The 23,777-nt window shown below is 47.1% G+C and carries 25 protein-coding genes and 3 pseudogenes; 11 read left to right on the top strand and 17 right to left on the bottom strand.

Annotated elements, in window-relative coordinates; translation table 11 throughout:
- Nucleotides 1-3 precede the first annotated feature (3 nt).
- From CWE06_RS12585 to CWE06_RS05770, 3 genes are all read left to right on the top strand, one after another.
- Complete coding sequence (locus CWE06_RS12585) at nucleotides 4-150, top strand: beta/alpha barrel domain-containing protein (RefSeq protein ID WP_275065570.1); 147 nt, start codon at nucleotides 4-6, stop codon at nucleotides 148-150.
- A 20-nt stretch (nucleotides 151-170) separates the two neighbouring features.
- Nucleotides 171-266, top strand: a complete 96-nt coding sequence (locus tag CWE06_RS12580; protein WP_275065569.1) for a hypothetical protein — start codon at nucleotides 171-173, stop codon at nucleotides 264-266.
- 109 nt (nucleotides 267-375) lie between these two features.
- Nucleotides 376-1,818, top strand: a complete 1,443-nt coding sequence (locus CWE06_RS05770) for a plasmid pRiA4b ORF-3 family protein (RefSeq protein ID WP_126792090.1) — start codon at nucleotides 376-378, stop codon at nucleotides 1,816-1,818.
- A 20-nt stretch (nucleotides 1,819-1,838) separates the two neighbouring features.
- Here the strand turns inward: CWE06_RS05770 and CWE06_RS05765 are convergent.
- Nucleotides 1,839-1,934: pseudogene (locus tag CWE06_RS05765) on the bottom strand (DNA-binding response regulator); the annotation flags it as partial.
- Between CWE06_RS05765 and CWE06_RS05760 the strand changes: the two are divergent.
- The gene (locus tag CWE06_RS05760) at nucleotides 1,924-2,115 is read left to right on the top strand and encodes a hypothetical protein (protein WP_126792088.1); all 192 of its coding nucleotides are present in this window, start codon (nucleotides 1,924-1,926) and stop codon (nucleotides 2,113-2,115) included. The pseudogene CWE06_RS05765 and the gene CWE06_RS05760 sit on opposite strands and share 11 nt — an antisense overlap.
- On the opposite strand, the gene CWE06_RS05755 is transcribed toward CWE06_RS05760, so the two are convergent.
- Together CWE06_RS05755 and CWE06_RS05750 are read right to left on the bottom strand one after the other, a co-directional pair.
- Nucleotides 2,112-3,125: a hypothetical protein gene (locus CWE06_RS05755; RefSeq protein WP_126792086.1), complete on the bottom strand. Its 1,014-nt coding sequence runs from the start codon at nucleotides 3,123-3,125 to the stop codon at nucleotides 2,112-2,114. The two genes, CWE06_RS05760 and CWE06_RS05755, sit on opposite strands and share 4 nt — an antisense overlap.
- 3 nt (nucleotides 3,126-3,128) lie before the next feature.
- Nucleotides 3,129-3,470, bottom strand: a complete 342-nt coding sequence (locus CWE06_RS05750; RefSeq protein ID WP_126792084.1) for a PadR family transcriptional regulator — start codon at nucleotides 3,468-3,470, stop codon at nucleotides 3,129-3,131.
- 240 nt (nucleotides 3,471-3,710) lie between these two features.
- Between CWE06_RS05750 and CWE06_RS05745 the strand changes: the two genes are divergently transcribed.
- Entirely contained in the window at nucleotides 3,711-4,448 is a 738-nt protein-coding gene (locus CWE06_RS05745) for an endonuclease/exonuclease/phosphatase family protein (protein WP_126792082.1), read from the top strand.
- A gap of 9 nt (nucleotides 4,449-4,457) precedes the next feature.
- Here the strand turns inward: CWE06_RS05745 and CWE06_RS05740 are convergent, their stop codons facing one another.
- Both CWE06_RS05740 and CWE06_RS05735 read right to left on the bottom strand, forming a co-directional pair.
- Nucleotides 4,458-5,900 (bottom strand): phospholipase D-like domain-containing protein, encoded by a 1,443-nt coding sequence (locus CWE06_RS05740; RefSeq protein WP_126792080.1) that lies wholly within the window; start codon nucleotides 5,898-5,900, stop codon nucleotides 4,458-4,460.
- A 146-nt stretch (nucleotides 5,901-6,046) separates the two neighbouring features.
- Nucleotides 6,047-6,148 (bottom strand): annotated as a pseudogene (locus tag CWE06_RS05735) (type 1 glutamine amidotransferase domain-containing protein); the annotation flags it as partial.
- Between the two features lie 173 nt (nucleotides 6,149-6,321).
- Between CWE06_RS05735 and CWE06_RS05730 the strand changes: the two are divergent.
- Together CWE06_RS05730 and CWE06_RS05725 are read left to right on the top strand one after the other, a co-directional pair.
- On the top strand, nucleotides 6,322-7,707 hold the full coding sequence (locus CWE06_RS05730) for an amidohydrolase family protein (RefSeq protein WP_241972497.1): 1,386 nt from the start codon (nucleotides 6,322-6,324) through the stop codon (nucleotides 7,705-7,707).
- A gap of 232 nt (nucleotides 7,708-7,939) precedes the next feature.
- The gene (locus tag CWE06_RS05725) at nucleotides 7,940-8,767 is read left to right on the top strand and encodes a MipA/OmpV family protein (RefSeq protein WP_126792078.1); all 828 of its coding nucleotides are present in this window, start codon (nucleotides 7,940-7,942) and stop codon (nucleotides 8,765-8,767) included.
- 13 nt (nucleotides 8,768-8,780) lie between these two features.
- Here the strand turns inward: CWE06_RS05725 and yjjJ are convergent, their stop codons facing one another.
- The 10 genes from yjjJ to CWE06_RS05675 form a co-directional block, all read right to left on the bottom strand.
- Nucleotides 8,781-10,163 (bottom strand): type II toxin-antitoxin system HipA family toxin YjjJ, encoded by a 1,383-nt coding sequence (gene yjjJ, locus CWE06_RS05720; protein ID WP_126792076.1) that lies wholly within the window; start codon nucleotides 10,161-10,163, stop codon nucleotides 8,781-8,783.
- A 267-nt stretch (nucleotides 10,164-10,430) separates the two neighbouring features.
- Entirely contained in the window at nucleotides 10,431-10,727 is a 297-nt protein-coding gene (locus tag CWE06_RS05715; RefSeq protein WP_126792074.1) for a hypothetical protein, read from the bottom strand.
- Nucleotides 10,728-10,913: 186 nt separating this feature from the next.
- Nucleotides 10,914-11,225, bottom strand: a complete 312-nt coding sequence (locus tag CWE06_RS05710; RefSeq protein WP_126792072.1) for a type II toxin-antitoxin system RelE/ParE family toxin — start codon at nucleotides 11,223-11,225, stop codon at nucleotides 10,914-10,916.
- Nucleotides 11,213-11,470, bottom strand: a complete 258-nt coding sequence (locus CWE06_RS05705) for a type II toxin-antitoxin system Phd/YefM family antitoxin (RefSeq protein ID WP_126792070.1) — start codon at nucleotides 11,468-11,470, stop codon at nucleotides 11,213-11,215. Before CWE06_RS05705 ends, CWE06_RS05710 begins: the two co-directional genes overlap by 13 nt.
- Nucleotides 11,471-11,918: 448 nt before the next feature.
- Nucleotides 11,919-12,491 carry a site-specific integrase gene (locus CWE06_RS05700; RefSeq protein WP_126792069.1) on the bottom strand — a complete coding sequence of 191 codons (573 nt, stop codon included), beginning with the start codon at nucleotides 12,489-12,491 and terminating at the stop codon, nucleotides 11,919-11,921.
- Nucleotides 12,492-12,716: 225 nt separating this feature from the next.
- A complete protein-coding gene (locus tag CWE06_RS05695; protein WP_126792067.1) occupies nucleotides 12,717-13,457 on the bottom strand; it encodes a DUF4145 domain-containing protein in 741 nt (246 codons plus the stop codon).
- On the bottom strand, nucleotides 13,454-14,026 hold the full coding sequence (locus tag CWE06_RS05690) for a hypothetical protein (protein WP_126792065.1): 573 nt from the start codon (nucleotides 14,024-14,026) through the stop codon (nucleotides 13,454-13,456). Before CWE06_RS05690 ends, CWE06_RS05695 begins: the two co-directional genes overlap by 4 nt.
- 107 nt (nucleotides 14,027-14,133) lie before the next feature.
- Nucleotides 14,134-14,694, bottom strand: coding sequence for a hypothetical protein (locus CWE06_RS05685; protein WP_126792063.1), 561 nt, complete (start codon nucleotides 14,692-14,694; stop codon nucleotides 14,134-14,136).
- A gap of 81 nt (nucleotides 14,695-14,775) precedes the next feature.
- On the bottom strand, nucleotides 14,776-17,529 hold the full coding sequence (locus CWE06_RS05680; protein ID WP_126792061.1) for a TrlF family AAA-like ATPase: 2,754 nt from the start codon (nucleotides 17,527-17,529) through the stop codon (nucleotides 14,776-14,778).
- A 239-nt stretch (nucleotides 17,530-17,768) separates the two neighbouring features.
- The gene (locus CWE06_RS05675; protein ID WP_126792060.1) at nucleotides 17,769-18,890 is read right to left on the bottom strand and encodes a Fic family protein; all 1,122 of its coding nucleotides are present in this window, start codon (nucleotides 18,888-18,890) and stop codon (nucleotides 17,769-17,771) included.
- A gap of 316 nt (nucleotides 18,891-19,206) precedes the next feature.
- Between CWE06_RS05675 and CWE06_RS05670 the strand changes: the two genes are divergently transcribed.
- The 4 genes and pseudogenes from CWE06_RS05670 to CWE06_RS05655 all read left to right on the top strand — a co-directional run bounded on the left by CWE06_RS05670 (nucleotide 19,207) and on the right by CWE06_RS05655 (nucleotide 21,544).
- Entirely contained in the window at nucleotides 19,207-19,497 is a 291-nt protein-coding gene (locus tag CWE06_RS05670) for a helix-turn-helix domain-containing protein (RefSeq protein WP_126792479.1), read from the top strand.
- Between the two features lie 48 nt (nucleotides 19,498-19,545).
- Nucleotides 19,546-19,776 (top strand): annotated as a pseudogene (locus CWE06_RS05665) (type II toxin-antitoxin system HipA family toxin); the annotation flags it as partial.
- A 159-nt stretch (nucleotides 19,777-19,935) separates the two neighbouring features.
- Nucleotides 19,936-20,235: a helix-turn-helix domain-containing protein gene (locus CWE06_RS05660; protein WP_126792059.1), complete on the top strand. Its 300-nt coding sequence runs from the start codon at nucleotides 19,936-19,938 to the stop codon at nucleotides 20,233-20,235.
- On the top strand, nucleotides 20,222-21,544 hold the full coding sequence (locus tag CWE06_RS05655) for a HipA domain-containing protein (RefSeq protein ID WP_126792058.1): 1,323 nt from the start codon (nucleotides 20,222-20,224) through the stop codon (nucleotides 21,542-21,544). The genes CWE06_RS05660 and CWE06_RS05655 overlap by 14 nt, the downstream gene beginning before the upstream one ends.
- A gap of 42 nt (nucleotides 21,545-21,586) precedes the next feature.
- Here the strand turns inward: CWE06_RS05655 and CWE06_RS05650 are convergent, their stop codons facing one another.
- On the bottom strand, nucleotides 21,587-22,909 hold the full coding sequence (locus tag CWE06_RS05650; RefSeq protein WP_126792057.1) for an ATP-binding protein: 1,323 nt from the start codon (nucleotides 22,907-22,909) through the stop codon (nucleotides 21,587-21,589).
- Nucleotides 22,910-23,157: 248 nt separating this feature from the next.
- Nucleotides 23,158-23,777 (bottom strand): IS21-like element helper ATPase IstB (gene istB / locus CWE06_RS05645; protein WP_126792056.1); only part of this gene is annotated, 620 nt, incomplete at its 5' end.

Genomic DNA, 23,777 nt, shown 5'->3' with positions numbered 1-23,777 from the left:
GGCGTGGGCACAGCAACAACCTCGGAAGAGCTTGCTGCTGCAGCGGGTGCAGGCGCCCAATTTGCCATTAGCCCAGGCATTACCGACGAGCTTTTAACAGCGGCAAAAGCTGGTGACATGCCTTTGATTCCAGGAATCGCGACTATTTAGCGCTGAACAATGTTCTCTGCGTGGGTGGCTCGTGGATATTGCCCGCCGATGCGATTCGAGCAAAAGACTGGGCGGCGATTGAAAAGCTCGCGAATGAAGCGGTTCAACAACGATAAACTGTTTGTCTAGCGTTCAGCGATCGATTAATCCTTGTCTTGGGGTTACCGAACCAGTTCGACTTCGGTTAAACTTTCGTTAATTTAAGTCTAACGAAATCGAAAATATATGCCTAAATATCTGCAAATTAGTGTCAGCCTTGATGACGCACCCAATCCTATCGAGCGCACACTGCTCATTCCTGCCGAAACGGATTTACATCAACTCCATTACTATCTGCAGTTAGCCATGGGTTGGCAGCTTTCGCACTTGCACATGTTTATTACTGCCAAAGGTAATTTCTCGGACTACGAGGATGACTTCGAACCAGGGGATGAGCTTCTGGAATTTGATGTACCAGTCACCGAAGTTCTTAATGGTAATCATCGTCAAATCAAGTATTTATATGATTATGGTGATGACTGGATGCACACCATTAAGCTCGAAGAAAGTGTCATCCTCCCTGCTGACACCCACGTTAAGCTGCTACACGCGGTAGGTGTTTGTCCTGAGGAAAACAGTGGCGGCGTTCATTACTTACGCAAGAATTCGCAAAAAGTCGACCAAGAGCGCATTCAGTCGCTGTTGCAGCGCTTTTATACCCTGACTGTCCTGCAGGGTTACGGACAACAGCCAGCGTTTATTGCTTGTATGGATGACGAGGAAGTGCCATTTGAGTTTGGCCTAGATGAGGACAATGACTTTTCCGCAGCCGAACTCGCTATGATTGCGGCGTTGCATGAACAGTTTAATCACGATATTTATCACGCAATCAACCAACGTTTTAGCTATGCAACCCTCAATGATTTTAATCGCGACCCCTATGGTCACGAGCCATATCGAATTGCAGCGCCAGCAGATGATATGGCTCGGCAGGCACCCATTCTGCAGGCGTTAACGCCGCTCTTTGATGCCTTTCGAGAAGGGCCAGTGAAATTGACTGCCAGTGGCTATTTACCTGTAAAACTTGTGAAAGCGATCGACGCAAAACTGCACGACCCGCGAATTCCGTTAATTCAAGAGTCACAGTTTGAGAAAGTTACCTCCGAGTCAAAATCAACAGCTGTTGCAGTGCTTCGCCATATAGTGTGCTTAAGCCCATTGGTTAAAGAATATAAAACTAAAATTGAGTTAACCGCAAAAGGTCGCAAATTACTCGAAGCCGACAAGTCTGGCGAAATCTATCTTGCACTTTTGCAGTCAGCATTTCGAAAGTTCAATTGGGGCTTCATTGACTACAGCGACGAGTGCCCGTTACAGCAAAGCGTTGCGGAGGTTATGGTGCTGCAAAGCGCAGTCGCACCTGAGCTCGAGATTATTGACGAAGCTTTCTATGCATCACTAAGCGCGATGATCCCTGCTCTCGACGAAGAACCAGTGACCACCTCGCAATGGACAGCACCGACGCCCAACCATGCGAGGGTACTGCATTTTCGTCGTCGCTATGTTTATATCTTCGGACTCCTTGGCCTATGGACACACAACGCAACTGATAGTCACCTCGCAAGCCTCGAGCCGCGCAGAGTTCAGGTGACCCCTTTGTGCCGAAACTTAATTGTGGAAGACTCATAGCAGCTTTAAACCTGGCCGCACTACAACCAGCCTTTCTGACGGGCGATCCGCGCAGCGTCGATACGATTTGCGGCATTCAATTTGCTAATCGCTTCGGAAAGGTAATTGCGCGCGGTGCAAAATGGCGCACCTTATGCGACACCTGAGCAAGTGCAGAAAAACTATGAAGATCAGTTTGTGCACGTGGCGAAGCAATACCATCGCTTCGCCTTTGCTGAGCAGTCGCGCCATTTCATCATGGCCGACGCTCCTGAGTGGTTGGTCGCCATGATTCAAGAGTTTATCACCGAGCTTTAATTTGAGTTCCCGTCGGCGACGGATACACTGTCGTTGGCGGTCGCTTTAAGCGTCGCAATGAGACTATCGGAATTATGCATTTCGCCATTGAGCACTAAGTTAATACTGTGCTGTTGACCCGCATCATCGCGCCAAATTAACGCATAGTGTTTGCCAATGCCAAGACCGACAAAGCTGCACCAAAATGGCTTTTCTTTCAAGTCGACGATGCCTGCTCGCGGAACCGTGTGATTACCAGTAAACGAACGGATGGTCAAAGTGTCCTGTGTCAGCTCGTAGCGATCCCAGGCCACACAGCCACCAATCGCCAACTGCGCACCCAGTAAAAAGAGAATGACGTTTAAAGCGGTACCGGTTGGCGCCATATAACCCCAGCCAAAAAGACCGGCTAAGCACGAAAGTGAAATACCGCCCATGACGATCAGCAGGAAAATCGCCGCATACTTACTACCTTTTTGTGAATAAACTTCAAGCACTTCGCCCTTCGTAGATAACTTCACTGGCTCAGGTTTGGCTTGCGTGAATGCGAAGGTATACCAATAGCTCATAAAAAAACCAAAGAAGGTAGCGTTAAAAATAAAAATAGTCGCCATCGTTGGAAGGTTCTCAAGCAAACTGCGCTCAGCTTTTTCTTCGCCAAGAAAAGACGCTGTTGACATAAGACTCATTAGGAACATGAGCGTGGCAAATGTCAGACCAAACCGAAAAAACATGGTGACGAATAGCTTGTAGCGTTCCTGCCGTTGCGACTTGGCATGTACTTCGACGTCGCCAAAGTTGACCACCGCCTGCTCGGCGGCCTTCTCAATCGGCTGACCTGCGGCGACCATATGGTCGGTCGACTCGAGCAAATGGTCTCGAGTTTCTTCAAGCGTTATCTTTCGCACGCCCTGACTACCGACCAGCCGAGCGTCGAGATCCCGCAAATACTGATCAATAGCAGCATTCCCTGTTGCTAAATCACCTGGAAATGTATGCTTCGGAAAGCGTGTTAAGCGATGAAAGTTCATACGTCAGTCCTTCTTAAAAATTGTTCGGTCAAGTAATGCCGAGACTTGCCGCCAAGCTTCAATTTGTTGTTTCAGGTATTGGTGTCCAGATTGCGTGATTTTGTAATATTTCCGCGGCGTACCGCGGTCACCCGGCTGACGATATGACAGGACCAACTCTTTTCGTTCGAGTCGGTGTAACAAGGGGTATAGGGTTGCCTCTTTCACCACATCAGCATCATCCCCTAACTGCTCACGCAACGTCTCTTTTATCCCAAACCCATAATTGGGTTCAGCCAACAACACGTTCAACACCAAGGTGTCGAGCAGTCCTTTATAGATTTGTTCACTCTCGTTTCTGGCCATGGATTCACTTTAGCTATGTTTAATAAGCCTAATGCAATTAACTTTACTAAACAAACCTAAATTGATCAAGATTTCGTGAAAAAATGTCGATAGGCATTGGCTTGGCATTGGCTAGACATTGTTTTTTGGGGTAAATCCACGGAAAAACTAGACGAGTCTGCCACAGTTTTTTGGTATAATTCTTAAGCAGTATGGTCTAAAACTGCAGCGATCATCCATTACCGATTGAAAGGCGGAGAAGTGCTAAAGCCCAGAATCATTGTTCCTCAACGCTTTATTCATCAACAAGCGATTATTCGTGGTGAAGAGTTTGGCGTGCTGTGCTGGAATACACAAAAGCTGACGCAAACACTGAAATTTCAGGTGGCGTTAGCGCGTATTCTGCATCAATTTCCAAGTCTTTTTTTGCTGCTCCAAGAAGCAAAGCTAACCTTAAACAGTGACTGGAAATTGCCGCATTGGTCCTATGCCGTAGCACCGAACATGCAAACTAGCCGTTCAGTGTATGGTGTACTAACTGCTTCGCAAATTGCATTTACCGACGTGCAAACGCGCTTAACCAGCAAGCGTGAAGGCATTTTCGCCACGCACAAAAGCTATATGTTGTCGTATCACCCGCTACCGAATGAACAGTCGTTACTGGTGGTGAATGTGCACGCCATTAACTTTGTCAGCGCCAACTATTTCTTGCGGGAAATGGAGCTGTTACGAGCTGAATTGAATCACCACAACGGTCCACTGATAGTTGCGGGCGACTTTAACGTCTGGAATCGTCAGCGCCGCCTGCATCTGCTGCGTTTTTGTCGCAGCGTCGGTTTGCGCCAAGCCTACATGACTGACGATCACCACATTAAAACCTATCGCACCCACCCACTCGATTTCATTTTCTATCGCGACTTGGTACTGAAAGAAGCGACTGCTATCAACACCACTACAGTGTCAGACCACAACCCTATTTATGCGCGTTTTGCTGTGTGAGCTTTCGCGCTAAAACGTACTCATCCCGGTCGCTTCCATAAAGCGATAGAGCAAGCGGTGTTGTAAGCTGCTTTCGGCAAAGACTTCATAGTTAGCGCTGAACACGCGGCCATCGCGATTGAACCATTGATCGTCGAACCATTCGACTCCTGCGTGCAGTGCTTGCTCGGTTACCGGGCCGCGCAAAATCACACTGGTTTCGAGATTGAGGTTATGGAGGTTACGGCGGGTAAAATTGGTCGACCCCAATAGCATAGTCGCCTGGCCAGTGGCGCTGCGATGCATGAGCCATTTGGCATGGCACTGTTCGCCTTGCGTCGCGCACCAGCGCACTGATACGCCGGCTTGCGCGAGCTCGTGGCCAACCGGGCGATTGGGCACACCATTCTTTTCGCGACCGAATGCGTCTTTGTTCGGATCAAGTAAAACGCGGACACTGACGCCACGCTTTGTGGCTCGTTTGAGCGCTTGTATGACGTGGCGATCGGAAAGATAAAACACCGCAAGGTCGAGGGCTTCATCAGGCTGAGCGGCGTCAATAATATCGACCAGTGCTTGTTCAACTGCGCGTTCGGTGACGACTTGCAGTGTCATGTTTGCTGACGTTGGTGCTGGGCTTGGTACATTTAATGTTACTTCAGGACCACCAGAAAATCCGAGTACAGCCTTCTCACTTTCAAGTAAGTCAAACACTGCAGGGCCGTTAAAGCGCAACGCAACATTACCATGCGCGCTACTGCCATCGTGCGGGTTAGCGCTGGTGACTAAGGCCACGAGTTCAGAGCTGTCGTGCTGGTCGCTAATGATGAGTTTGCGGTGGTTGGCTTTAAAGTTGAACAATGCGAGATAACTACGAATGGACACTCGGCCGTCGCCGAACGGGTTCGGTGCCGTGTTCGCTTCACGATTGCCAAATGGCTGCAACAATAAACGCCAAAGCCCTGAGTATGCGGGATTGCTGTCCCTTAAACGCGCAAGCCGCGTTAACGTCACGTCAATACCCGCTGCTTCTAAACGCTGAAAGTGCTCCGAGACACGACCGCCATAAACGGTATTGAGTGGGTCGGAAATGACGTGAATTTCCATCGTTGGGTATTGCTGCTTCTGGTCAATCAGTGCCTGAGTTAACTCGGCTGAAAGGGGCCGATGATCTTCACTGACTGCACCCTGAAAGTCGTTAAACAGGAACATATCAACCAAGATAAATTGACGTGCATTGGCGATCATGTCGAATACTGCGTCGAAAATTTCCTGCTCGATATAGCGGCTGTCTTCCTCGCTTTCACGACCATAGGTAACGTCGGTGAGAAATGAAACTTGCGTTACCGAGTGCTCAGCGCCAGCTAAATTCAGCCCGGCAGGAAGCGGTTTGTAGGCATGGTACACAGTGGTCGCGAGCCAAATACTCGCAAAACCGAAGAGAACGATTCGAATCAGAGCGCGCTTTTGCATGCCAAGACTTCCATTCTTGTTATTGTTTTCACTAGTGTAATGGAAAATTCTGACGGACACATGATTATTCTGTGCGCAAGAAAACGCCCTCGTCGTGAGGGCGTTCTTCGCTCGTTCGAGGTTTAACGCAAATGTTTGACCATCGTTGCCGCGACCGCATGAGTGAGCTCGGGAGAAAACGTGCCATTGGCTTCGTCTGTTTCTCCGAGTGTGGCGTGATTCGTTACAAAAACCAGTACTTTTTTCATCGTCCCTCCACTTCTAAATTTGGGTGCTTAGGTTACACCTGAGGTTAAGTAGTAGAGAATTCAAGGGTGAAAGGATCAGGTGGTCACCGACCGCTACGAAAATTGACGCCAGCGCAATTCCGTCTATGCTCTATAAGAATCTGATTTTATTGATAATGCTCGAGGTAATAAAAATGGCAAAAAAGCGGAGTTGGCCGGTGACTCAGATCTGGCTGTGTTGTTTAGCGATGGTCATGAGCCTTCCTGTCCACGCGGAAAAAATAGCCTTAGTAGGTGGTCGTTTAATCGACGGAACGGTTGCACCGCCTATGTTACACAGTGTCATTTTGATTGATGATGGCATTATTCAGCAGGTTGGCACCGTAGATTCGCTTCCAGTTCCTGAGGGATATCGTGAGATTAATATGGGCGGCCATGATATTTTGCCCGGCTTATGGGAAAACCACGCCCACTTGATGCTGGTGGGTCATGCAGACTATCCTCACTGGAATGCCACCTACTCTGACCGCTTCGAGTCAGAGATTATGCCCGCGGCAGCTTTGCAATTATTACTTGCAGGCGTCACCAGTGCACGCGACTTGGGTGCACCATTAACAGCGTCGGTGAATGTAAAAGCCGCCATTCGCGAAGGCCGTATTCCGGGACCACACCTGTATACCTCAGGCCCTTTCCTGCAACATGAAGTGGATGCTTGGCAGAAAGGTTATCGTTGGGAAGTGAAAACTGTTCAAGAAGCACGCCTACGAGTTCGGGAACTTCATGAAGCCGGCATGGAAATCGTTAAGCTGATTGACCATGACGATATGGAAATTGAAGTTGCGCGAGCCGTTGTCGAAGAAGCCCATCGGTTAGGAATGAAAGTGGTCGCCCATGCCCACAAACCCAATGAAATTCGCATCGGTGTCGAGATTGGTATCGATAATTTTGAACACACTGGGTTAACCACAGCTCCCGGTTACCCACAGGATGTCCTTGATGCCCTTATAGAGCGCACTGCAACTGGTATTTTTGACGGCTTGTTATTCTGGACACCAACGGTTGAAGGGCTTTGGAACTATTCAAATACTGTTGCTAACCCAACTCGCTTGACTGATCCCTGTTGGGAACGAGGCCTTTCCGATGAAGTGATAGCTGACATTCGAAGCTCTATTCAACACCCTTCGCAGCTTGGCTACATGCAGCTAACCCCGCTCCGTCGCTCGACGTTGAAGAATAAAATTGCGCAATTAAAAGATACGGGCGTGGTTATGTTAATTGGAACTGACAGCGGTATTCCAATGAAATTTCATTGCCAATCTACATGGCAAGAAATGGCATGGTGGGTTGAAGAAATGGAGTTTGATGCTCAGGAGACCATTCGCGCTGCAACGTATTGGCCTGCCGTAATGATGGGTGTTCAAGACCGATTTGGAACCCTACAAGCTGGCAAAGTGGCCGACATTATCGCTGTTCGAGGCGATGTATTGCGCTATATCAATTTGCTGCAAAAAGTGGAGTTTGTCATGAAGGAAGGCACAATTTACAAGCAAGATGGACAAGTGAACGAGTCCGCGCTCTGATTTCAAATCTTCGAAGCGAGCCGACGTGAAAAGATCAGAATTTGTGGGTAGAGGGCGCTGTGGGATTGCGAGTTAGAGCTTCTTCAACTATAGGAATTGCTAAGGGTTGTTCTAATTTAAGAGGGCTAGGAAAAAAAGTAGCAAACGAAGATCCTGAATGAAACGTGAAACGTAAATTACAGCCAACTATTCCTATTTTCGAATTTGTTCGGACATTAGCAGGCAAATTGACATGAAAAAATTCACTGGTTTACTCGCGTTAGCTTTAATCCCTACTTTGTTGTTACAACCGGCACTGGCGCAAGAAGAGCGAACGGCGCTTGTGCCTTTACCGTCACTCGATGACTTCACTCGAGGACAAGACGGCTGGGCGTTCGGCTTAGGCCTTGGTATTGAATATGAAACGGCTTACGAAGGGTCGGACGAATTTGGTTTTGAAGTTGACCCAGCGGGTGCCGTGCAATGGCGTCGCGGCAATGACATCTTCTTCTTTGCCGGCGAAGCATTCGGTTGGCGTGGTTTGCGCAGCGACACTTGGTTGCTGCAAGCGCTGATTGGCTTTGACGAAGGTCGTGAGGAAGGCGACTCGGACAAAGGCAATTTAGACGGCCTTGGTGACGGTGAAGAAGGCCTTGAGTTCGTCTTCGAAGCACGTCGTGCGTTCGACGCTGACTGGCGGAATTGGTTAGTCGGCCGCGTAGTCGCCAGCGAAAACGGTAACCTTGGCCTGTTCGGTGTTGGCCGTCGTTTTGGTGACAAGTTTGACGGCTCAGGCTCAGAAATTAACCTCGTTGCTGTGTTCCACGATAGCGAATTCGCCAATAAGGACTTCGGTATCACCGCCCAACAAGCGGCAGCGTCTGGTTTGCGCGAAACGCGCATGAGCGGCGGCTTCCGTTCGGTCGGTATAGACTACAGCTATCGCCACATTGTGAACAAAAACTGGCAGATTTTCGGCGAAGTTTTGTATGAATATTACAGCCGCGACGTGCGCAACAGCCCAATTGCACGCAGCAACTTCGAAGCTGAAGTCGGTATTGGTTTTCTTTACGTGTTTTAAGATAGTTTAACGTTTAGGCCATACGTTGAATGACTGCTGCAAAGTCCTTCACAACTGAAAGTTGTTGTCGGGCTAGTATTTTAAAGTGGTCGCTAATCGATGGGTGCTCAATCACTTGTTGCCAGAGCGCAAGCGCCAACGGGTGAGCGAGCTCCCAATGTACACGGTCGACTTGTAAGCAAAGGTTGATGTTGCGTGGCTGCGTTGGAAGATCGCCTGCGGATGTGGGCGCAAAGTGCATCGGTAGCATGTCGTAAATAGGCGCTAAATCATAAGGCCTGCCCCGCATATTCAGTACGGACAAGTTCCCTAGATGCATATCCGAGTTAGCTATCAATTGACCAAATGCCCAGGCTATTTTGCTATGTACTAAAGCTTGTTCGGTGACTATATCTGCATTTGCCAGCGCTTGCATGATAACCGGCCAAGGCTGCTCTGCCTTACCAACGAATTCTGCGTCCAAACTGCTGAGCGAAATCACGCCCAAGCGGCCGCCTTCGGTTGTCCGATCAAAACGCTGAGACGCCATAAACGTTCGCTCGTATACCTGAAAAGCTCGGTTTATCGCGGCGATACCAGGAATAGCTTGATTGAGTACGGTCGAGCTGAGGGCTTCCACATGAAGTAGGTCTGCCCAACGGTTTGCGACCGTATCCACCGCTGTCTGCATCACCTGGCCGGTGAATTTGACGATACATTCTGTACCCGCAAGACAAGCAATAAGCTTCGGTTGCTCGCCTTGCGTGGAAGAATCGAAATGCTCACCTCGTGCGATGGCTTCTGCAATCTCAGCAACTTCAGCAGCACTAATAGATACCGACTGAGCCAAATGCAGCCACTGCTTATAAGCCTCTTCCCCGATTAGTAAATTACCAATATTGTCCTGAGGATACCGGGCCAAAACGGACAGGATTTCATCGTCACTCCACGTGCGGGGATCTGCGTTCAGATTCTCGCCTCGAGTTCGCAATAGATTTGCAAATGAGCGACCGAGAAATCCCTGCGGCCGCATATCCGTCAGCCACCACGGTAAAGACTCATAGTAGGTCCACTCCACGCCTTTCAACGATACCTCGTCAGTGGCGTTCTCACGAAAGTACTCAACCAAGTAACCATTGGCAGGAAACACTAAATACAAATGAGCAATTTTATGTGCAGAAGCTGCCGTGTCGACACGATAAATCGGTAGCATATGCGCATCGCCTAGCGCCTTGAGTGGTCGACTGAGGTACCAAAGCGTTGAACGTCCGGCTCCGCTTTTAATGACCCGATCGCCTAATTGATTAAGCTGGCGACTGACTGTGGTCGCATTCACACGCAAGCCAGCAGCGATATCAGCCGACGACATAGGGCCAGAGCGGAGTGTTAAAATTATGTTTTCAGAAATTTTACTCATCGTCGACACCAGGTGTAAAGTGACTAGGACACTCCATATTTGCAGTGATTATTGCAGCGTTTATTTAGAACATTAAAACGTTGTAAATCATCTTATTAGAGAACATATAATCTGTTTTAAGCATATATTATTGCAGTGTTTTTAGCTATTCGTTTATATGTTATAGCACGTGCAGGTTCGGTGAGCTACTTTCTCGCCTTGTTTTTCGTAGGCTTTAAGTGAACGCCGGATAGTTTTCTATTCGGTGTTTTATTTTGGGTGAAATAACTAATTCAATCGATGTTCGCGCCTTGCTTCAATCTGTTTCGCGGGCAAATCTCTACCGAGCACCGGCTGTAGTGCTGCTTGAACCTTTGGCAACAAGACAGCAAATTCTTCCAACAAAGTTTGCTCTGTCACCTCGTCATTAAAAACCAAAGTAACGACTAAGCTTGCCGGAAAGCGCTGGTAATTCACTTCGTGGGTAAGCCACACAAAGCCCGTCAGCTGCGGCTTCATCGTCTCACATACATCGGTTAAACGCCGAATGATTTCATTTTCGAGTTTTTTGTCGGATTTACGCATGGTTTGACGTGTTGAATCTGCTTATTGATTGAAAATTATATTTTATATTATTTTCAATAACTTGGTGTGATTTTTGCTGCTGAGTTTTTTGTTGAACTCACCGATGTACTAACCAGTTGGATTGGGTGATGACTGCGGGTTTACACAAATAAAGCTGTGCGATATTAGCTCCGATGCACCTAATTATTAACTATCCCATTCCGTATCTAAAAGAAATTTACGTAGCTGTCTTTCTTCTCTCATAACGAGCAAAATTAGAACAATGTCATCCTCATTCCTATAAAAAATTCTGCATGGTCTGACATACAGTTCACGGTAAATCGAATTTGGCAGCTCTGGTGGTTCATGCCCGGACTCTGGAAACCGTTCGAGGCGGTCTACAACAGAGAAGATAGCCTTCACAAGGCTAGAAGCAGCTTTGGGTTTATCCAGCGCGATGTACTCCGCAATCTCCTCCAACTGGTCCAGTGCCGAGTGTGTCCAAATTACTTGAGCCACTTCCGCATCCGGTCTCTGGCTTTGCTATGGGAGGTAGTCTTACCCTCCAGAATTGCCCTTTCTCCCTTGGACAATCCCTCTAGCAGCGCCAATCTACGCTGCATAAACTCATAGTCCTGAACATCTACCAGGTAGGCCGATGGCACGCCATGCTCCGTTATCAAGACTGCCTCTTTACTCTCGTGCAAATCGGCCAGAATCTTTGTTGCTCGCCGCTTAAGGTTAGTTACTAGTTCAACTTTCATAGCTCGCCCTCGCAAAGTGTCACTATAGTACCACTTCAAAAAAGTTTAAGCTAACGGGTTCAAATTTTTTAGCGAACGGGCAGTGACGTAGCCGTATAATCACCAATCACCGCTACGTTACTGTCCTAGTGTGGCACGCAGTGACACACGTATTAATCGCTTTGTTAGGTTCTTAACGCCGTACTAAAAAGCACCAAGCGTTATAACCATATTCATGCGCGTCTAAAAGTTCTTTGCTATTTCTCTTGCGTCTGAACCTACAAAACACCCATCTAAAACCCGGCGGAGCCGGTTTGTGTGATATATCACGCATTCAAATTTCCTCGCCCGAAGTGGGAGGCGAACAACGAAACTTGATACTAAATTAGGAATCCACTATTCTAGAAGTGCGAAGACTAGAGGTGTGGGCCTCCCATTCCTTGTTAAAAAGGCGGTGTAAACCGCTTTTTTAATTTTTACCAACCCCTAATGCCTTAATTACTCGCGCGATTTTTTCAGCCTCCACCTCGGTTAGATCAAACGGTACGCCAATCACTTGAACAATTAAATCTTCTCGTAACGGGATCGGGATCGGGTATGTTGATTCTGATTTTGTTAGTTGAGCTACATGATTACTTTGGATTGATTCGTTTTGAGTTTTTTTGATTTTATCCTGACTATTTGACACTACATGTTCTTTTTCGCTTTTCTTTCTCGCAGAGCGCTGGCTTATGCTTGGACGATATGACATAGGAGCATCAGTGTATTTAACGAAGTCACTAACAGCGGATTTCAATCTGCTTCTATATGTTTGAAGACTTGAAGGGGTTAGCTCTTTGCCCTTTAGATTTGCATATCTTTGGCAAATAGAGTCAATATCTATGTTTCTGACATCGCTTTGCTCACTTTCTTCGAGGATGCCGAAAATCCTCGAAGCGGCGTTCCTCCAGTTTTGTGCAGTATTATGTTTTATAAGACCTTTATCGCTTACATAATCAAGAAACTCATGCAGCGAGGATACAGAGTAATTTTGACCGCTCATAGGGACCTCCAACTTTGACCTTAGATTGATAATAATAGATCAATCTAAGGTATGCAACTTTTGTTTAGATTTATTTGATGAATTCTGGGTAATGCTTGACGTCATGACCGTTTAGATACATGTCGCTTCTTAACTATACGAATTAACTAGAGAACCTAACGCCCGGTTCACGCGTCGGTTTGGAGCCGCATAGCGGAGGAAAATCGGCCACCGTGCAGCCGATTGTTAGCTGCTTTGTACGATCAGGCCACTTATATATAGTAGTTCTTCGATTGTCGCGCGATATTCAAGCTTGGATGTTCTAATATCGTCTCTCCGACAATTATACTTAACCCTATGAGCTGACAAATTACCCAACTCACGAAACTTGTCTATATCTTTTTTTACGTCACCTGATATTTTTATTTCTGGCCTAGAGATAGCCTTATTAATGAGTGTTTTTAAATTTTGGTAGCTTCCTTCATCGTCTTTTGCATCCTCATCAATTCCTGCCTTCTCAAAAGCATGAATTAGCAACACTTCTAACAACCTGCGCATCATTAGGCTGCAAGCATCAAATAGATTATTCTCATAACTTGCGTTTATTTGCTGAGTCAGCTTTATGAGATAGGGCCGTCTAGTTTCCTGGAGAAGAATTTCTGGCAGTATCGAGTCATCAGAAACAATCTCTTCTGCTTCATTTATATCAGGATAGGCCTCTCTAAGCTGCTCTAGTCTTTTAACTGAAAGCCTGTATGTGTCTTTAATTGAGCCTTTAACAAAGGCTTTTGACTTAATGATTTTGTTCTTCAACCGGCTTTGATTTGGTTTTGCGAAGCCCAGGGCAAAGATAAACGATGAAACATCCCCCACTGTAAATTCGGACTCTTGCTTGTTCTCTGAAAGGAAGTACGCAAGTAGTTCCACTTTCTCAAGTTCCGTTTTTTCCGATAGGGTGGCCAACTTAGAAAAGTGCTCAATCTTCATGATTCAGGAAGCGTATCAGATACGAATATTTCACCAGCACGGGTAAGGTGCCACTTAGTACTATCTGCTGCGTTAGCTTCAAATAAGTCCCTCTTATTCTTTTCGTTAATCATGATCTGGCGCAGATGATTTGGGCGTTTTATTTTAAGCATCTTGTACGCATATTCAATTTGCCCTTCAGAAAAACTGTCTTCACCCAATTTCTCGGTGATGTAATGACCGATAACCGCAATAATATTGCCGTTACCTGTTCCAGGCTTCTTCTCCTCCATGTAAACCTCCAGTGACGGGATATCCCCTCCACCGTGAATATCAAACCTTTCCATTGAGACTTTAGGTGCAGATTTTTTACCTGCACCGGCTTTAGGCGTTGCAGATTTTTTAGCCTGTGCCTTTTTGGGCGCTGGTGCTTTGGATTTCTGATATTGCTGTTGTGGTGTTTCAGGTCTTGGCGGCGTCTTGAGCAGTTCCTTGAACTCATCAAGGTAGCCGCGCACAAATGATTCGCTGCCCTCAAGCTCGATAGTTCCTTCCTTTATACTGATTTTTGCTTTTGTTGATTCACCCACTTGCAGGTCTCCTTAGAGTGATCGATCTTGTTGTGACAGCTAACGCTCAGGCTCACAGGGCGCCGCGCTTTTTGCGGCGCTCCTTGTGAAGTCCCTTGTTATGCCATTTACAGTTTATAATTGAGCCGCTCAAGTTCGGACCTCACTGGCGTAACAATCTCTTTCGGTGCTTTTTGAATATATTCCAAGGCATTCTCTTTAGCGGATTTAGGTAAGCGTCGGAGATAACCAAGGGCATTATCGATAGAAAAGTCCATGCTTGTTTGCTCTTTGAATTGAGAAGGCAGAGCAGTCCATACAGCGGCATCATAGTCATATTTTTTGCACCAAGCTTGGATGTTTTCAAGTACATCTATTTGATCATTAAACTCTTTTCTTGAATTATTGTTATTCGATACCTCGATAAATCCTATTCTCTTTCTTACGGTTCCCTCTCTATCTCTCAGGTCTGCGATTGCATCACCAAGGTCGCTGCGCTTACTTTGAGCAGAATATGTGTTTACTACTGCACCGTTATCAGGATCAATTACCAAAGTAAGACGCCCATCTTTTGAAACACGAGAGAACTCGATATTTAGCTCTGGTCCTGAGTTATCCCAGTCACCTTTAATCGGCAATGTCCTTAGATCCCATACCAATGATCCCCACGCGATAATTGCTATTTTCATCAATCTCCACCTAAGGCATAACGCTTTGCTCACCGGAAAATTAGGAGCGCAGCGAGTAATTTTTCCGCGTGCAGCAACTTGTTATGCGATTACTGCATTAATTCGTTTATATCTCTGGTCAAACGCCTCTTTGCCGCCTTCCATCACTCGGCATATCTGATTCCGTATGGAAGACTCTTGGAGTCCACCCTGTGCCACGATTCGGGTCTGCCCTGACCTTACATCAAGGGCGATGACATTTTCCGCATCACCGTTCACGACGATGTTGGCGTTGTGCGTGACCACCAAAACCTGTCGCCTCTGTTTGATCTCCCGAAGTTGCGTCACGATCAGGTCATAGATCAAGTGGTTGTCGAGATCATCTTCTGGCTGGTCAAGCACCAGAGGCTCATCACCATACGAAAGTATAAAGGCAAGGAGGGCTGCGGTCTTTTGCCCAGGTGATCCCTGTTCAACAGGTTTGAAGCTCTCGCCATCCTTGAGACTGTACCTAACATCCAGCGAGTCATCGGGAAACCAGCACCAGATTCGATCTATTTGCTCGGGGGTCAATCCTTGAATGTGAGAGACAAAACGTCGATCTTTGGCTGCATCCACCGCCGTTGTATCGTTTGCATGAATGGCGAGCAGCGATGATTTCAATGCTGCAATTTTTTCGTCCATGGTATTGGAAGAGTTCTGCGTTAGTGTGGCCAGTAGGCCCTCATCCCCGTCGACCACGCCGATGTCGCGATCAAAGCCGCCATTGCCCCGATCGATTAGGTTACGGAACTCTTCCTCAACCGTGAGCTTGTTTCCAAATGGGATAACATTGATCTGTACATATGAGTTGCCAACGAGGGTAGCCTTGAGAAAATCCTCGCGAAGCATGGTTATCTTGGCCCGATGCTCATGGAGCTTGACCAAGCACTCTTCAGCGCCCTTCTGATACTGCACAAGAGCTTCTCTCTTCTTACTGAACCCCTTGAGCTTCTCCTCGAGATCTTGCCGCTGTTTAACCAGAAGACCATATCCGGAAGGATCGCCCGCACCTGCTGCGCTGAGTTGACCGAGGAGGTCGGTGTATTCCTGGTTCGCTGTTGTAATTTTTTTCGATATTTTAAGATCTGGCCGGGCTTGATTCCATGCGCTCTTCGCATCATCAATCCGCTGCGCGATTGAATTCATCTCACTCTGAAGTGTCTCAAAGGTCGCACGGATGTCCGCTGCAGCGTCGATCAGCTCTTTATCATCTGCAACCTCAACATTGAAATGCTGTGAATCTAATTCTGGTGGCAACAGGCTTCCTGAAATATCCCGGACCTGTTTAGCGGAACCTTCCCAAAGCTTTTCCCAAGAGTCGATGGACTTGCTCTGGTTTTGTCTGAGCTGGTAAGCCTTAAGGACATCCGCGTGACCTGCCTTTTCAAATACCTCGAGCTTGCGTTTGACGTCCTCAAGCTGCCCCTTGATTACCGATTCTTCCTGAAGGCCAGACTGGACTTCACGCTCCTGGGCGCGAATAGAGAGATATTTGGAAACCAGTTCGTCCCATTCAAGTTGCCAATCACGATGATTGACCGCCGGGGCATCATCGACGACTTGCAACAGCGCCTGGGGATGCTTCGCCAGCTCGAAAATCTGCTTCTGGCTGTAAATTCTGACGGGGAATCGTTGTGCTATGTCTCCCTCGGAAGCGCTCCAGGTTCCGGGAGCGGACTCTTCCTCTATGGCATATTTGCTTTCGGCGTTAGACCAGGTGATTCGAAAACGGCCGCCGTCTTTTCGAAAACCGACCGTGATGTTCGTGGAATCCGTTAAGAGTCCTTCATCCTGACGGCTGCCCGAGGTTTGGCTGTACTTAGCGAATTCCTTTTCCAGATTTCTAGGTATCTCTCCCTTCCGTTTGAGAGCAATCCGGAGGAACTCCAACGAAGTCGATTTTCCGGTGCCTCGACCACCAATGATGGTGTTGAGCCAAGGGTTCAGTTGGCAGAAAAAGGATTGACCTCTGCCCAGGTACTTCGCGTCGTCAACCACGATGCTTTCGATGGCAAGTTGCCCATGGGTATTGGGGTCACCGGTGAAACGGTCCGAACGCTTCAGAGAGAGAGCACCATCAATGAGTGCCAGCCGCAATCCGTCATAGGATGGCTCCGACATTTTTACCCAGGTAAAGTGACTCCCAGGGTAGCGTTGACCGTCCGTTCCGGATGGATGATGGGAATCGGTTCCAATAACTTCCGCCCATTGCAAATTCTTGCCGATGTAGAGCTGCGGCTTTACCTGCGCAAGGTCCGTGACCTCCATGGCAAATACATTCTTGTTGTCGAGAACCTGCTCAAGTGTGTTTCCGGAACAAACTGTAAAAAGTCCGTTGGCCTGATCGACATGAGCAGGGATCGCCAACCCGCCAGATCTTGCTATTTCGTCAATTACCTCAACAGCAGAGCATTCAGTGCAGCCGTCGCTTCTTCCTTTGGTGGCTCGATACCTCACAGCGCCGAGAAGAGAATCAATGTCCGAGGTGGTCTTTTCTGTGCCGAAAATAGCCAGAATATGGATATTCCCCTGAACGGTAATCTCGACGCCGGGGAACAGATAGAGCGGTCGATAGTCCGGATGGCCTTCGGATGACAACTCTAGGAGTGCCTGCTTTAGTGGATCAATCCAGGCACCTGAATTGTGATCCGTCACCGCGACGCAATCGATGCCTTGCCGCATGTAGTTGAGAAGCCAATTCTTATGGGATATCTGTTTATGCAGGGCCTGGTCCGGGCCTTTCCCATAATCATCCGAGACCGGAGTATGATTGTGAAAGTCGAACTTCCACCACCGTGAGCCAATCCAATTCATCTATACCGTTCCTGTTCTTTTCGCATAACATTTGTATACAGCGCAAGCACACTTTCTCAATGCTTCACTGAAGTATTTATGGCAGCAGGCGAATGATTTAGCGAAGATTTCTAGCGGAGGAGGCTCTTTCCCTGAGAAAACAAACTGAGCGTGCTCGTTTTGCTGTAATACTGCGCTGTACATCCATCACTACGCGTTGTTTAACTGACATTACAAGATTACAGCGGATTGGGCAAATTTTAATCAGCAACCCTATACCGCGTACTCCGGCCTCCGCCGGGAAGTTTTTCCAGAACTCCTTGTTCAACCATATCACTCAAATGTCGGGTAGCGGTCGCTTTGCTTACTTTGGCGACGCGCAGATATTGGGTCGCGTTGATACCGTGTTCGAAATCACCATCTAACAAACGATTGAGCACTTTACGCTGTGGCTCTAACAACACTTTGTCGGCGTGCTTTGCCCAGAACTTGGTTTTGAACATGGTTCTGTCGACCTTCGCCAACGCGCCCTCGACCGAGAGAGTGAGTGTCTTAACGAACCAAACGAGCCAATCGGTGATATCAATACCGTGCTTTTGCGCGTGCTCAAGCACATCGTAATAGGCGTTTCGATGCGCAAGAATCGCCTCGGACATAGCAAACAATCGAATGCTGTTCTGGTCGGCCTGTGCCAGGGCACGGTCTGTGAGAGCACGAGTTATTCGCCCGTTACCGTCTTCGAATGGGTGAATTGTCACAAACCAAAGATGCGTGATGCCGGCGCGAAGAAGAGGATCTAGGTCGGTTGTTGCTGAGTCGTTAAACCAATCTACGAAACGCTTTAATTCATGTTCTAGCACGGATTTCGATGGCGCTTCAAAATGCACTTTGGGTCGATGCAGGGGGCCTGAAACGATTTGCATGGTTGTACTACCGCGCAGTTCACCTGGTTGCACTTTTTGCATTAATGACTCTGAGCCTTGAGACAACCACAAATGCCATTGCAACAAGGTTTCCCGTGACAATGGTTGCTGCCAAGAGGTAACGGCATCACGCATTAAGTTCGCCAAACCTTCGCTTTGCTGAGAGACGCTGACAGGATTCTGATCATCAATCCCCAGCTGTCGTGCAAGTGAAGAGCGAACACCATACACATCTACTTTTTCGCCCTCAATTGCAGACGAGGCGACAATATTGGCTAGCAACGCGTCCAGCGTAAACTCTTCGAAGCCTGCAACCGATGCCATGCGTCCCTTAAGCTGACCAAGGTGATCATAGGCACGACGAAGCAACGGCTGGAGCCGAGAATCCTGCCACTCAAACGCTGGCCACTTAGGGTGTTGCCAAAGCCATTGTTGCGATTGTGCTTCAAAGTCTGCCATTGTTGTTCCGCTCGATTTACCAATGATTAGCCAATAGTGAGCCGTTCTTGAGCCGAAAACCGCCCTTATTCGGCTCACTATATGAGCCAAATAATAGATCGTATTGGCTCATTGTGCAATTAAGCGGCAAATTTTCGGCGTTGTCGGGCATACCCGACAATGTTTTTAACGAATGAAATCTATACGAAGTTCGTTCTGAATGGTGTAGTGGCCTTGCTGGAAGCCGCACGCGCACATATTAAATGGATACAATAATAGCCAATATAGGTCTTTTAGAGCTATAATGGATACCATTGTATCCAATGAGTTATTGCGAATGAATTTAACCTTACTTGATGATACCGATGTAAGCCAAGCCTATGCCGGTTATTTGCGTGAGTTACGCGAACGCGCAAAACTGTCACGAGCGGCATTGGCAGAGCGAAGCTGTGTACCTACGGCTACCATTAAGAAGTTTGAGTTAACAGGGCAAATTTCGTTCCGCCAACTGCTCTTGCTTTGGCAGACCCTCGACTCATTGGATAGGCTTTATCAGCTTACTCAACCTAACAAAGAACGCGCTGCTATGCCCTCGAGTATTGATGAGGTGCTAAAAGATGAAGTTTAAACCTATTCAGAAACTCACCGTGACCCGCACGTTAAGCTCGGGTGAGCAGGTGGGTATGGCAAGGCGCCGCCAATGAAGGTGATGCAAAAACTAGCGGCCAGTGCTGGCTATGGAAGTTGGAATGATGCAAGGCAAGTTATTGCAGAAGTTGCTGAAGCCATCAGCCAATTTACTTATCTTGCCCAGCAACAAGGAATCCGTAAAACAACAGTATCTGTGATTAGTAAAACACTGAATCAGCGCAAGCAGGAAAATGCAGTGCTTTTTCAGGGCAGTTGAAGGCTTTAAAGTGCATAAGCTAACTCCTGAAAAATAAATCCTAACAAAAAAGGATTTATTGCGTTTATCCCCGCCGTTTACTAAAAATCCTTCTAGGCAGTGATTTTATTGAAATAGTAGGCTAGAATTAATTAAATCACTCTTTAATAGGATTTAACTATGGCGCGTCGTGTTGTTGTTACTCCTCAACCTGATCTTTCCCAACCGGCAGATATGGCTCTGCTAGGTGCTGTTATTCGTCACCGAAGAACTAGTTTGAAGCTGACCTTGGAGGACGCAGCAGCGCTCTGTGGAATATCCAAGCAAGCCTACAACAATATTGAACTAGGCTCTGAAAACGTGAAAGTTGAAACGCTGTTCAAAGTGCTCACAGCATTTGGTATTTCACTACGCGTGAACGCTCCAGCATTCACAGAAACAGATTCTGATATAGGTAGTGCAAGCGATGACTGGCTCTGAAACAGCACCACAGATCACGATTTACGCGCAACAGCACCCAGTTGGGACACTGACGTTTCCACAACCACAACTCTGTGAATTTCACTATACCGAAACTTGGGTGCGGACGGGCTACCCCATTTCCCCACATATCTCTTTTTCAGGCGAATTCTCACCGCAATCCGTGGTGCGTTATATTCGTAACCTATTTCCTGAAGGGAGTGCGTTTGATCGTCTTTTAGAAACAGAGAACCTCTCGAGAACTAATATCTACGCGATTTTGCAAGCAATTGGGAATGATACAGCAGGGATGCTTACGTTTTCGCCAAACGTTAGAAACGAAGGAGTGCCAGATCTTCGACATGTCACTCACGATGAACTTGCGGATCGCTTACGCAACCAGAAAGACATGACCTACTGGGATGGTAAGTACCGTCTTTCACTTGCCGGGGTTCAGAATAAACTGAATGTATTTATCAATGACCAAGACGAGATGTTCCTCGCTAGTGGCGTTTACGCGAGTACCCATATCCTTAAGTTTGCATCCGCCAAATACCCATCGATTGTTGTCAATGAGCTCTTCTGTATGCGCCTTGCTAATGCCGTAGAGCTGCCTGCAGCGCCCGTGAGCTTGCGAAAGTTTGATGAGTTCACCGCACTTCTCGTTGAGCGTTTCGATAGAAAAACCAAGCCAAACGGTGTACAAAAGCGACATATTATTGATGGCTGCCAAGCACTCGACATGCCCCCAGAAAATAAGTACGAGCAAAACTTTGGCAGTAGCCGCGATGTGCAACATATTCGTGATGGTGTGAGCTTACCCAAGCTATTCCAGTTTGCTAAAAGCACATCAGTGCCCATACAAAGCCGCCAACACATGATTGATTGGGTAATATTTAATTTAATCATTGGGAACAGCGACGCTCATGGCAAAAACATTAGCTTCTATATAGGTAAACGAGAAGGAATTACGCTTGCCCCATTTTATGATTTGGTAAGCGTTGTATACGAAGCTCAGCAAGAACCAAAACTAGACACCAACCTGGCGATGGCCATTGGCGATAATTTCGATATCACCCACATTACTGGGTACGATTTACTCTCACTTGCGCAGGACGTATCGGTTGATGCGAGCTATCTGCAGCGACGCATTAAACGCCTTTGCCAGCTTGTTATTTCTCGTGCTGAAAAACTAGATTTTTCTGAGGAGAATTTAAATGAAGAGCAAGTTGCGCATGTAAAAGCGCTAGAAAAACTCGTTCTGAATGGCGCAGAGTCCTTGCTGGAAGCAGCAGATTTGTTTGAACAGGTACGGCGAGAAGCGCTTTGATGTCGGAACCAGAACCGCTTCTATCCCTAATTTTGAAGCAAGTTATCCCTGAACCACTGTTTGTGGTAAATACTGCGTGAAATACAAAGGCATCACGATATTGGTTTGCTCTAATGTGGATGAGCCTTGTGTGCCCGTTAACTTAAAGGTTTTACTTGGAGTACATTTTTCAACGTAGGATGCCAACGATTTTGCTTTTGTACGCTTACCACTTTTAACTTCGACAGGGATAATATCGCCTTCATCGGTTGCTAAAATAAATTCAATTTCAGCGCGTGCGTCATGCCATGAGTAGCTTGGATGAAGACCAATAGCAGTAAGTTCTTGCTGCACAAAGTTTTCTGCAACATAGCCTTTGTATTCATAGCGTTGTGCCTTAATCTCTTTATAACTGCTACCTAGCATATGATTAAGCAACCCCACATCAAACAGAAAAAGTTTAACCATATTTTCTTTTTTATAGGCCGCCAGCGGAGCTTTCGGCAATCCTTCAACAGGATAGTTTGGCAACGCTAAACGGCAGCAGCTCAGCCAATGGATCGCGGTTCCATAATCGCTATAACGAGATTTACGCTTATGCACATGTTTAAATTTAAAGCGTTTAACCGAATCATCGCTCACCAGTGATAGCTGCGCTGGAATACTATTAAAAACCGACTCAATCAGTGTTGCATCAACTTTGCCCGCGTATTTACCAAAATCGCGGCGATATCCTTCAATTAAATCGGCATGAATTTTAGTAACCTTTTCTACACGCTCTAGAATGCTTGAATCCTTAAACCGATACCAAGCAGAAACGGCTTCCGGCATACCGCCGGTAAAAAAGTAGTCTGTTAGTTTATCCATCAATTTAGTGTGCACCGCCGGTGTGCTTGCTTGACTATCAAATGCTTTGATCAGTGCTCGCTCGTTGGAAGCGTAAATAAATTCTTGGAAGGTCAGTGGTCGTAAATTGTATTGTTCAACTCTCCCCACAGGGAAGGTGTTGAGCAAACCAATATTTGAGCCGCTAGCTGCAACAAAATAGGAGGGAGCTTTTTCAGCGAAATACTTTAATGAGGTAACAGCACGCTCACATTCACCAATTTCATCTAGTATCAGTAGATCAGTTTCGGGGTTGAACACTTGGTTGGTTAACAGCTCAATGTTCATGAGTAGATCGTCAGGTGACAGCGACCCATCGAATGCTTCTTTGTAGGCGGGATTTTCAAGAAAATCGATACGAAGAACGTTAGTAAATGCGCTACCAAACAACTCTTGCAGCAGATACGTTTTACCCGTTTGCCTTGCGCCATCGATCAATAATGGCTTGCGTACAGGTTGATTTTTCCATGCCATTAAGGCGTTGAGTAAGTTGCGGTGCATTGTTATTTCCCGCCCATTAAGATTGTTAACGGCCTATAGTACAGCTCACTATACACTTTTACGCGCAGAAAAGTGTATAATTTTACATTTTTATGCGCGTAAAACAGTTGATGGCGCTGCTAGGTCAGCTAGGTATAAGATTGTTGAAAGTTTTGAGGGTTCTACTCAGTGCGTATTTCGGTGATTCCGAACAGCGATTCCGGAGTTATCCGATCACCTGTTAGCCGTTCTTTTTCATAACCCCCTTTTTACGCTAAGCGATCGGATTGGTCTAGTTTTCTCATTGATTCTCCTGTCAGTTCGATTCGGTGACTGTTGTGCAATAAGCGGTCAAGTAAGGCGTCGGCAATGGTTGGACTGGGGATCAGTTTGTACCACTCGCTGGTGGGGATTTGACTGGCGATGATAGTGCTGGACTGTTGGTAGCGTATTTCCATCACATCAAGCAGGTTGTTCGCCTGACGCGCACTTAACTTCTCCATGCCCCAGTCATCAATGACAAGGAGTTTACGCTTCGCTAAGGTATTCAACTGCTGTCGGTAAGAGCCGTCAGCATGTCCAACGTGTAACTCATCCAACAGCTCTCCGAGTCGGTAATAACGGGCACTGTGATGTTGCTCACAGGCCTGCGTGGCCAGCGCACAAGCTAGGTGGGTTTTACCACAGCCCGTTGCCCCAGTAATGATAATATTCTGGTTGTAGTGCAGGTATTGTCCGCTCAATAGCGTTGCTACTTTTTCTTTCTTGAGCCCACGGCCGCTGCGGTAATCGATACCGCTCGGGCGAGCATCGAAGCGCAGCTTTGCCTGGCGAGTTAGTCGCTTTACTTTGGTGTTGTCACGGCACAGTATTTCGTGCGTGGCAAGTA

It is taken from the genome of Aliidiomarina haloalkalitolerans, from assembly GCF_003987315.1.
In the GTDB taxonomy this organism is placed as follows: Bacteria; Pseudomonadota; Gammaproteobacteria; order Enterobacterales; family Alteromonadaceae; genus Aliidiomarina; species Aliidiomarina haloalkalitolerans.
Note: the sequence above shows the minus strand (reverse complement) of the source record. Positions and strands in the feature narration are given on the sequence as shown.

Bases quoted from the DNA above. Each gene is read 5' to 3' on its own strand.
- CWE06_RS05770 (WP_126792090.1), top strand. From the start codon at position 376: ATGCCTAAATATCTGCAAATTAGTGTCAGCCTTGATGACGCACCCAAT.
- CWE06_RS05755 (WP_126792086.1), bottom strand. From the start codon at position 3,125: ATGAACTTTCATCGCTTAACACGCTTTCCGAAGCATACATTTCCAGGT.
- CWE06_RS05750 (WP_126792084.1), bottom strand. From the start codon at position 3,470: ATGGCCAGAAACGAGAGTGAACAAATCTATAAAGGACTGCTCGACACC.
- CWE06_RS05740 (WP_126792080.1), bottom strand. From the start codon at position 5,900: ATGCAAAAGCGCGCTCTGATTCGAATCGTTCTCTTCGGTTTTGCGAGT.
- CWE06_RS05730 (WP_241972497.1), top strand. From the start codon at position 6,322: ATGGCAAAAAAGCGGAGTTGGCCGGTGACTCAGATCTGGCTGTGTTGT.
- CWE06_RS05725 (WP_126792078.1), top strand. From the start codon at position 7,940: ATGAAAAAATTCACTGGTTTACTCGCGTTAGCTTTAATCCCTACTTTG.
- yjjJ (WP_126792076.1), bottom strand. From the start codon at position 10,163: ATGAGTAAAATTTCTGAAAACATAATTTTAACACTCCGCTCTGGCCCT.
- CWE06_RS05715 (WP_126792074.1), bottom strand. From the start codon at position 10,727: ATGCGTAAATCCGACAAAAAACTCGAAAATGAAATCATTCGGCGTTTA.
- CWE06_RS05705 (WP_126792070.1), bottom strand. From the start codon at position 11,470: ATGAAAGTTGAACTAGTAACTAACCTTAAGCGGCGAGCAACAAAGATT.
- CWE06_RS05700 (WP_126792069.1), bottom strand. From the start codon at position 12,491: ATGAGCGGTCAAAATTACTCTGTATCCTCGCTGCATGAGTTTCTTGAT.
- CWE06_RS05695 (WP_126792067.1), bottom strand. From the start codon at position 13,457: ATGAAGATTGAGCACTTTTCTAAGTTGGCCACCCTATCGGAAAAAACG.
- CWE06_RS05685 (WP_126792063.1), bottom strand. From the start codon at position 14,694: ATGAAAATAGCAATTATCGCGTGGGGATCATTGGTATGGGATCTAAGG.
- CWE06_RS05680 (WP_126792061.1), bottom strand. From the start codon at position 17,529: ATGAATTGGATTGGCTCACGGTGGTGGAAGTTCGACTTTCACAATCAT.
- CWE06_RS05675 (WP_126792060.1), bottom strand. From the start codon at position 18,890: ATGGCAGACTTTGAAGCACAATCGCAACAATGGCTTTGGCAACACCCT.
- CWE06_RS05670 (WP_126792479.1), top strand. From the start codon at position 19,207: ATGAATTTAACCTTACTTGATGATACCGATGTAAGCCAAGCCTATGCC.
- CWE06_RS05660 (WP_126792059.1), top strand. From the start codon at position 19,936: ATGGCGCGTCGTGTTGTTGTTACTCCTCAACCTGATCTTTCCCAACCG.
- CWE06_RS05655 (WP_126792058.1), top strand. From the start codon at position 20,222: ATGACTGGCTCTGAAACAGCACCACAGATCACGATTTACGCGCAACAG.
- CWE06_RS05650 (WP_126792057.1), bottom strand. From the start codon at position 22,909: ATGCACCGCAACTTACTCAACGCCTTAATGGCATGGAAAAATCAACCT.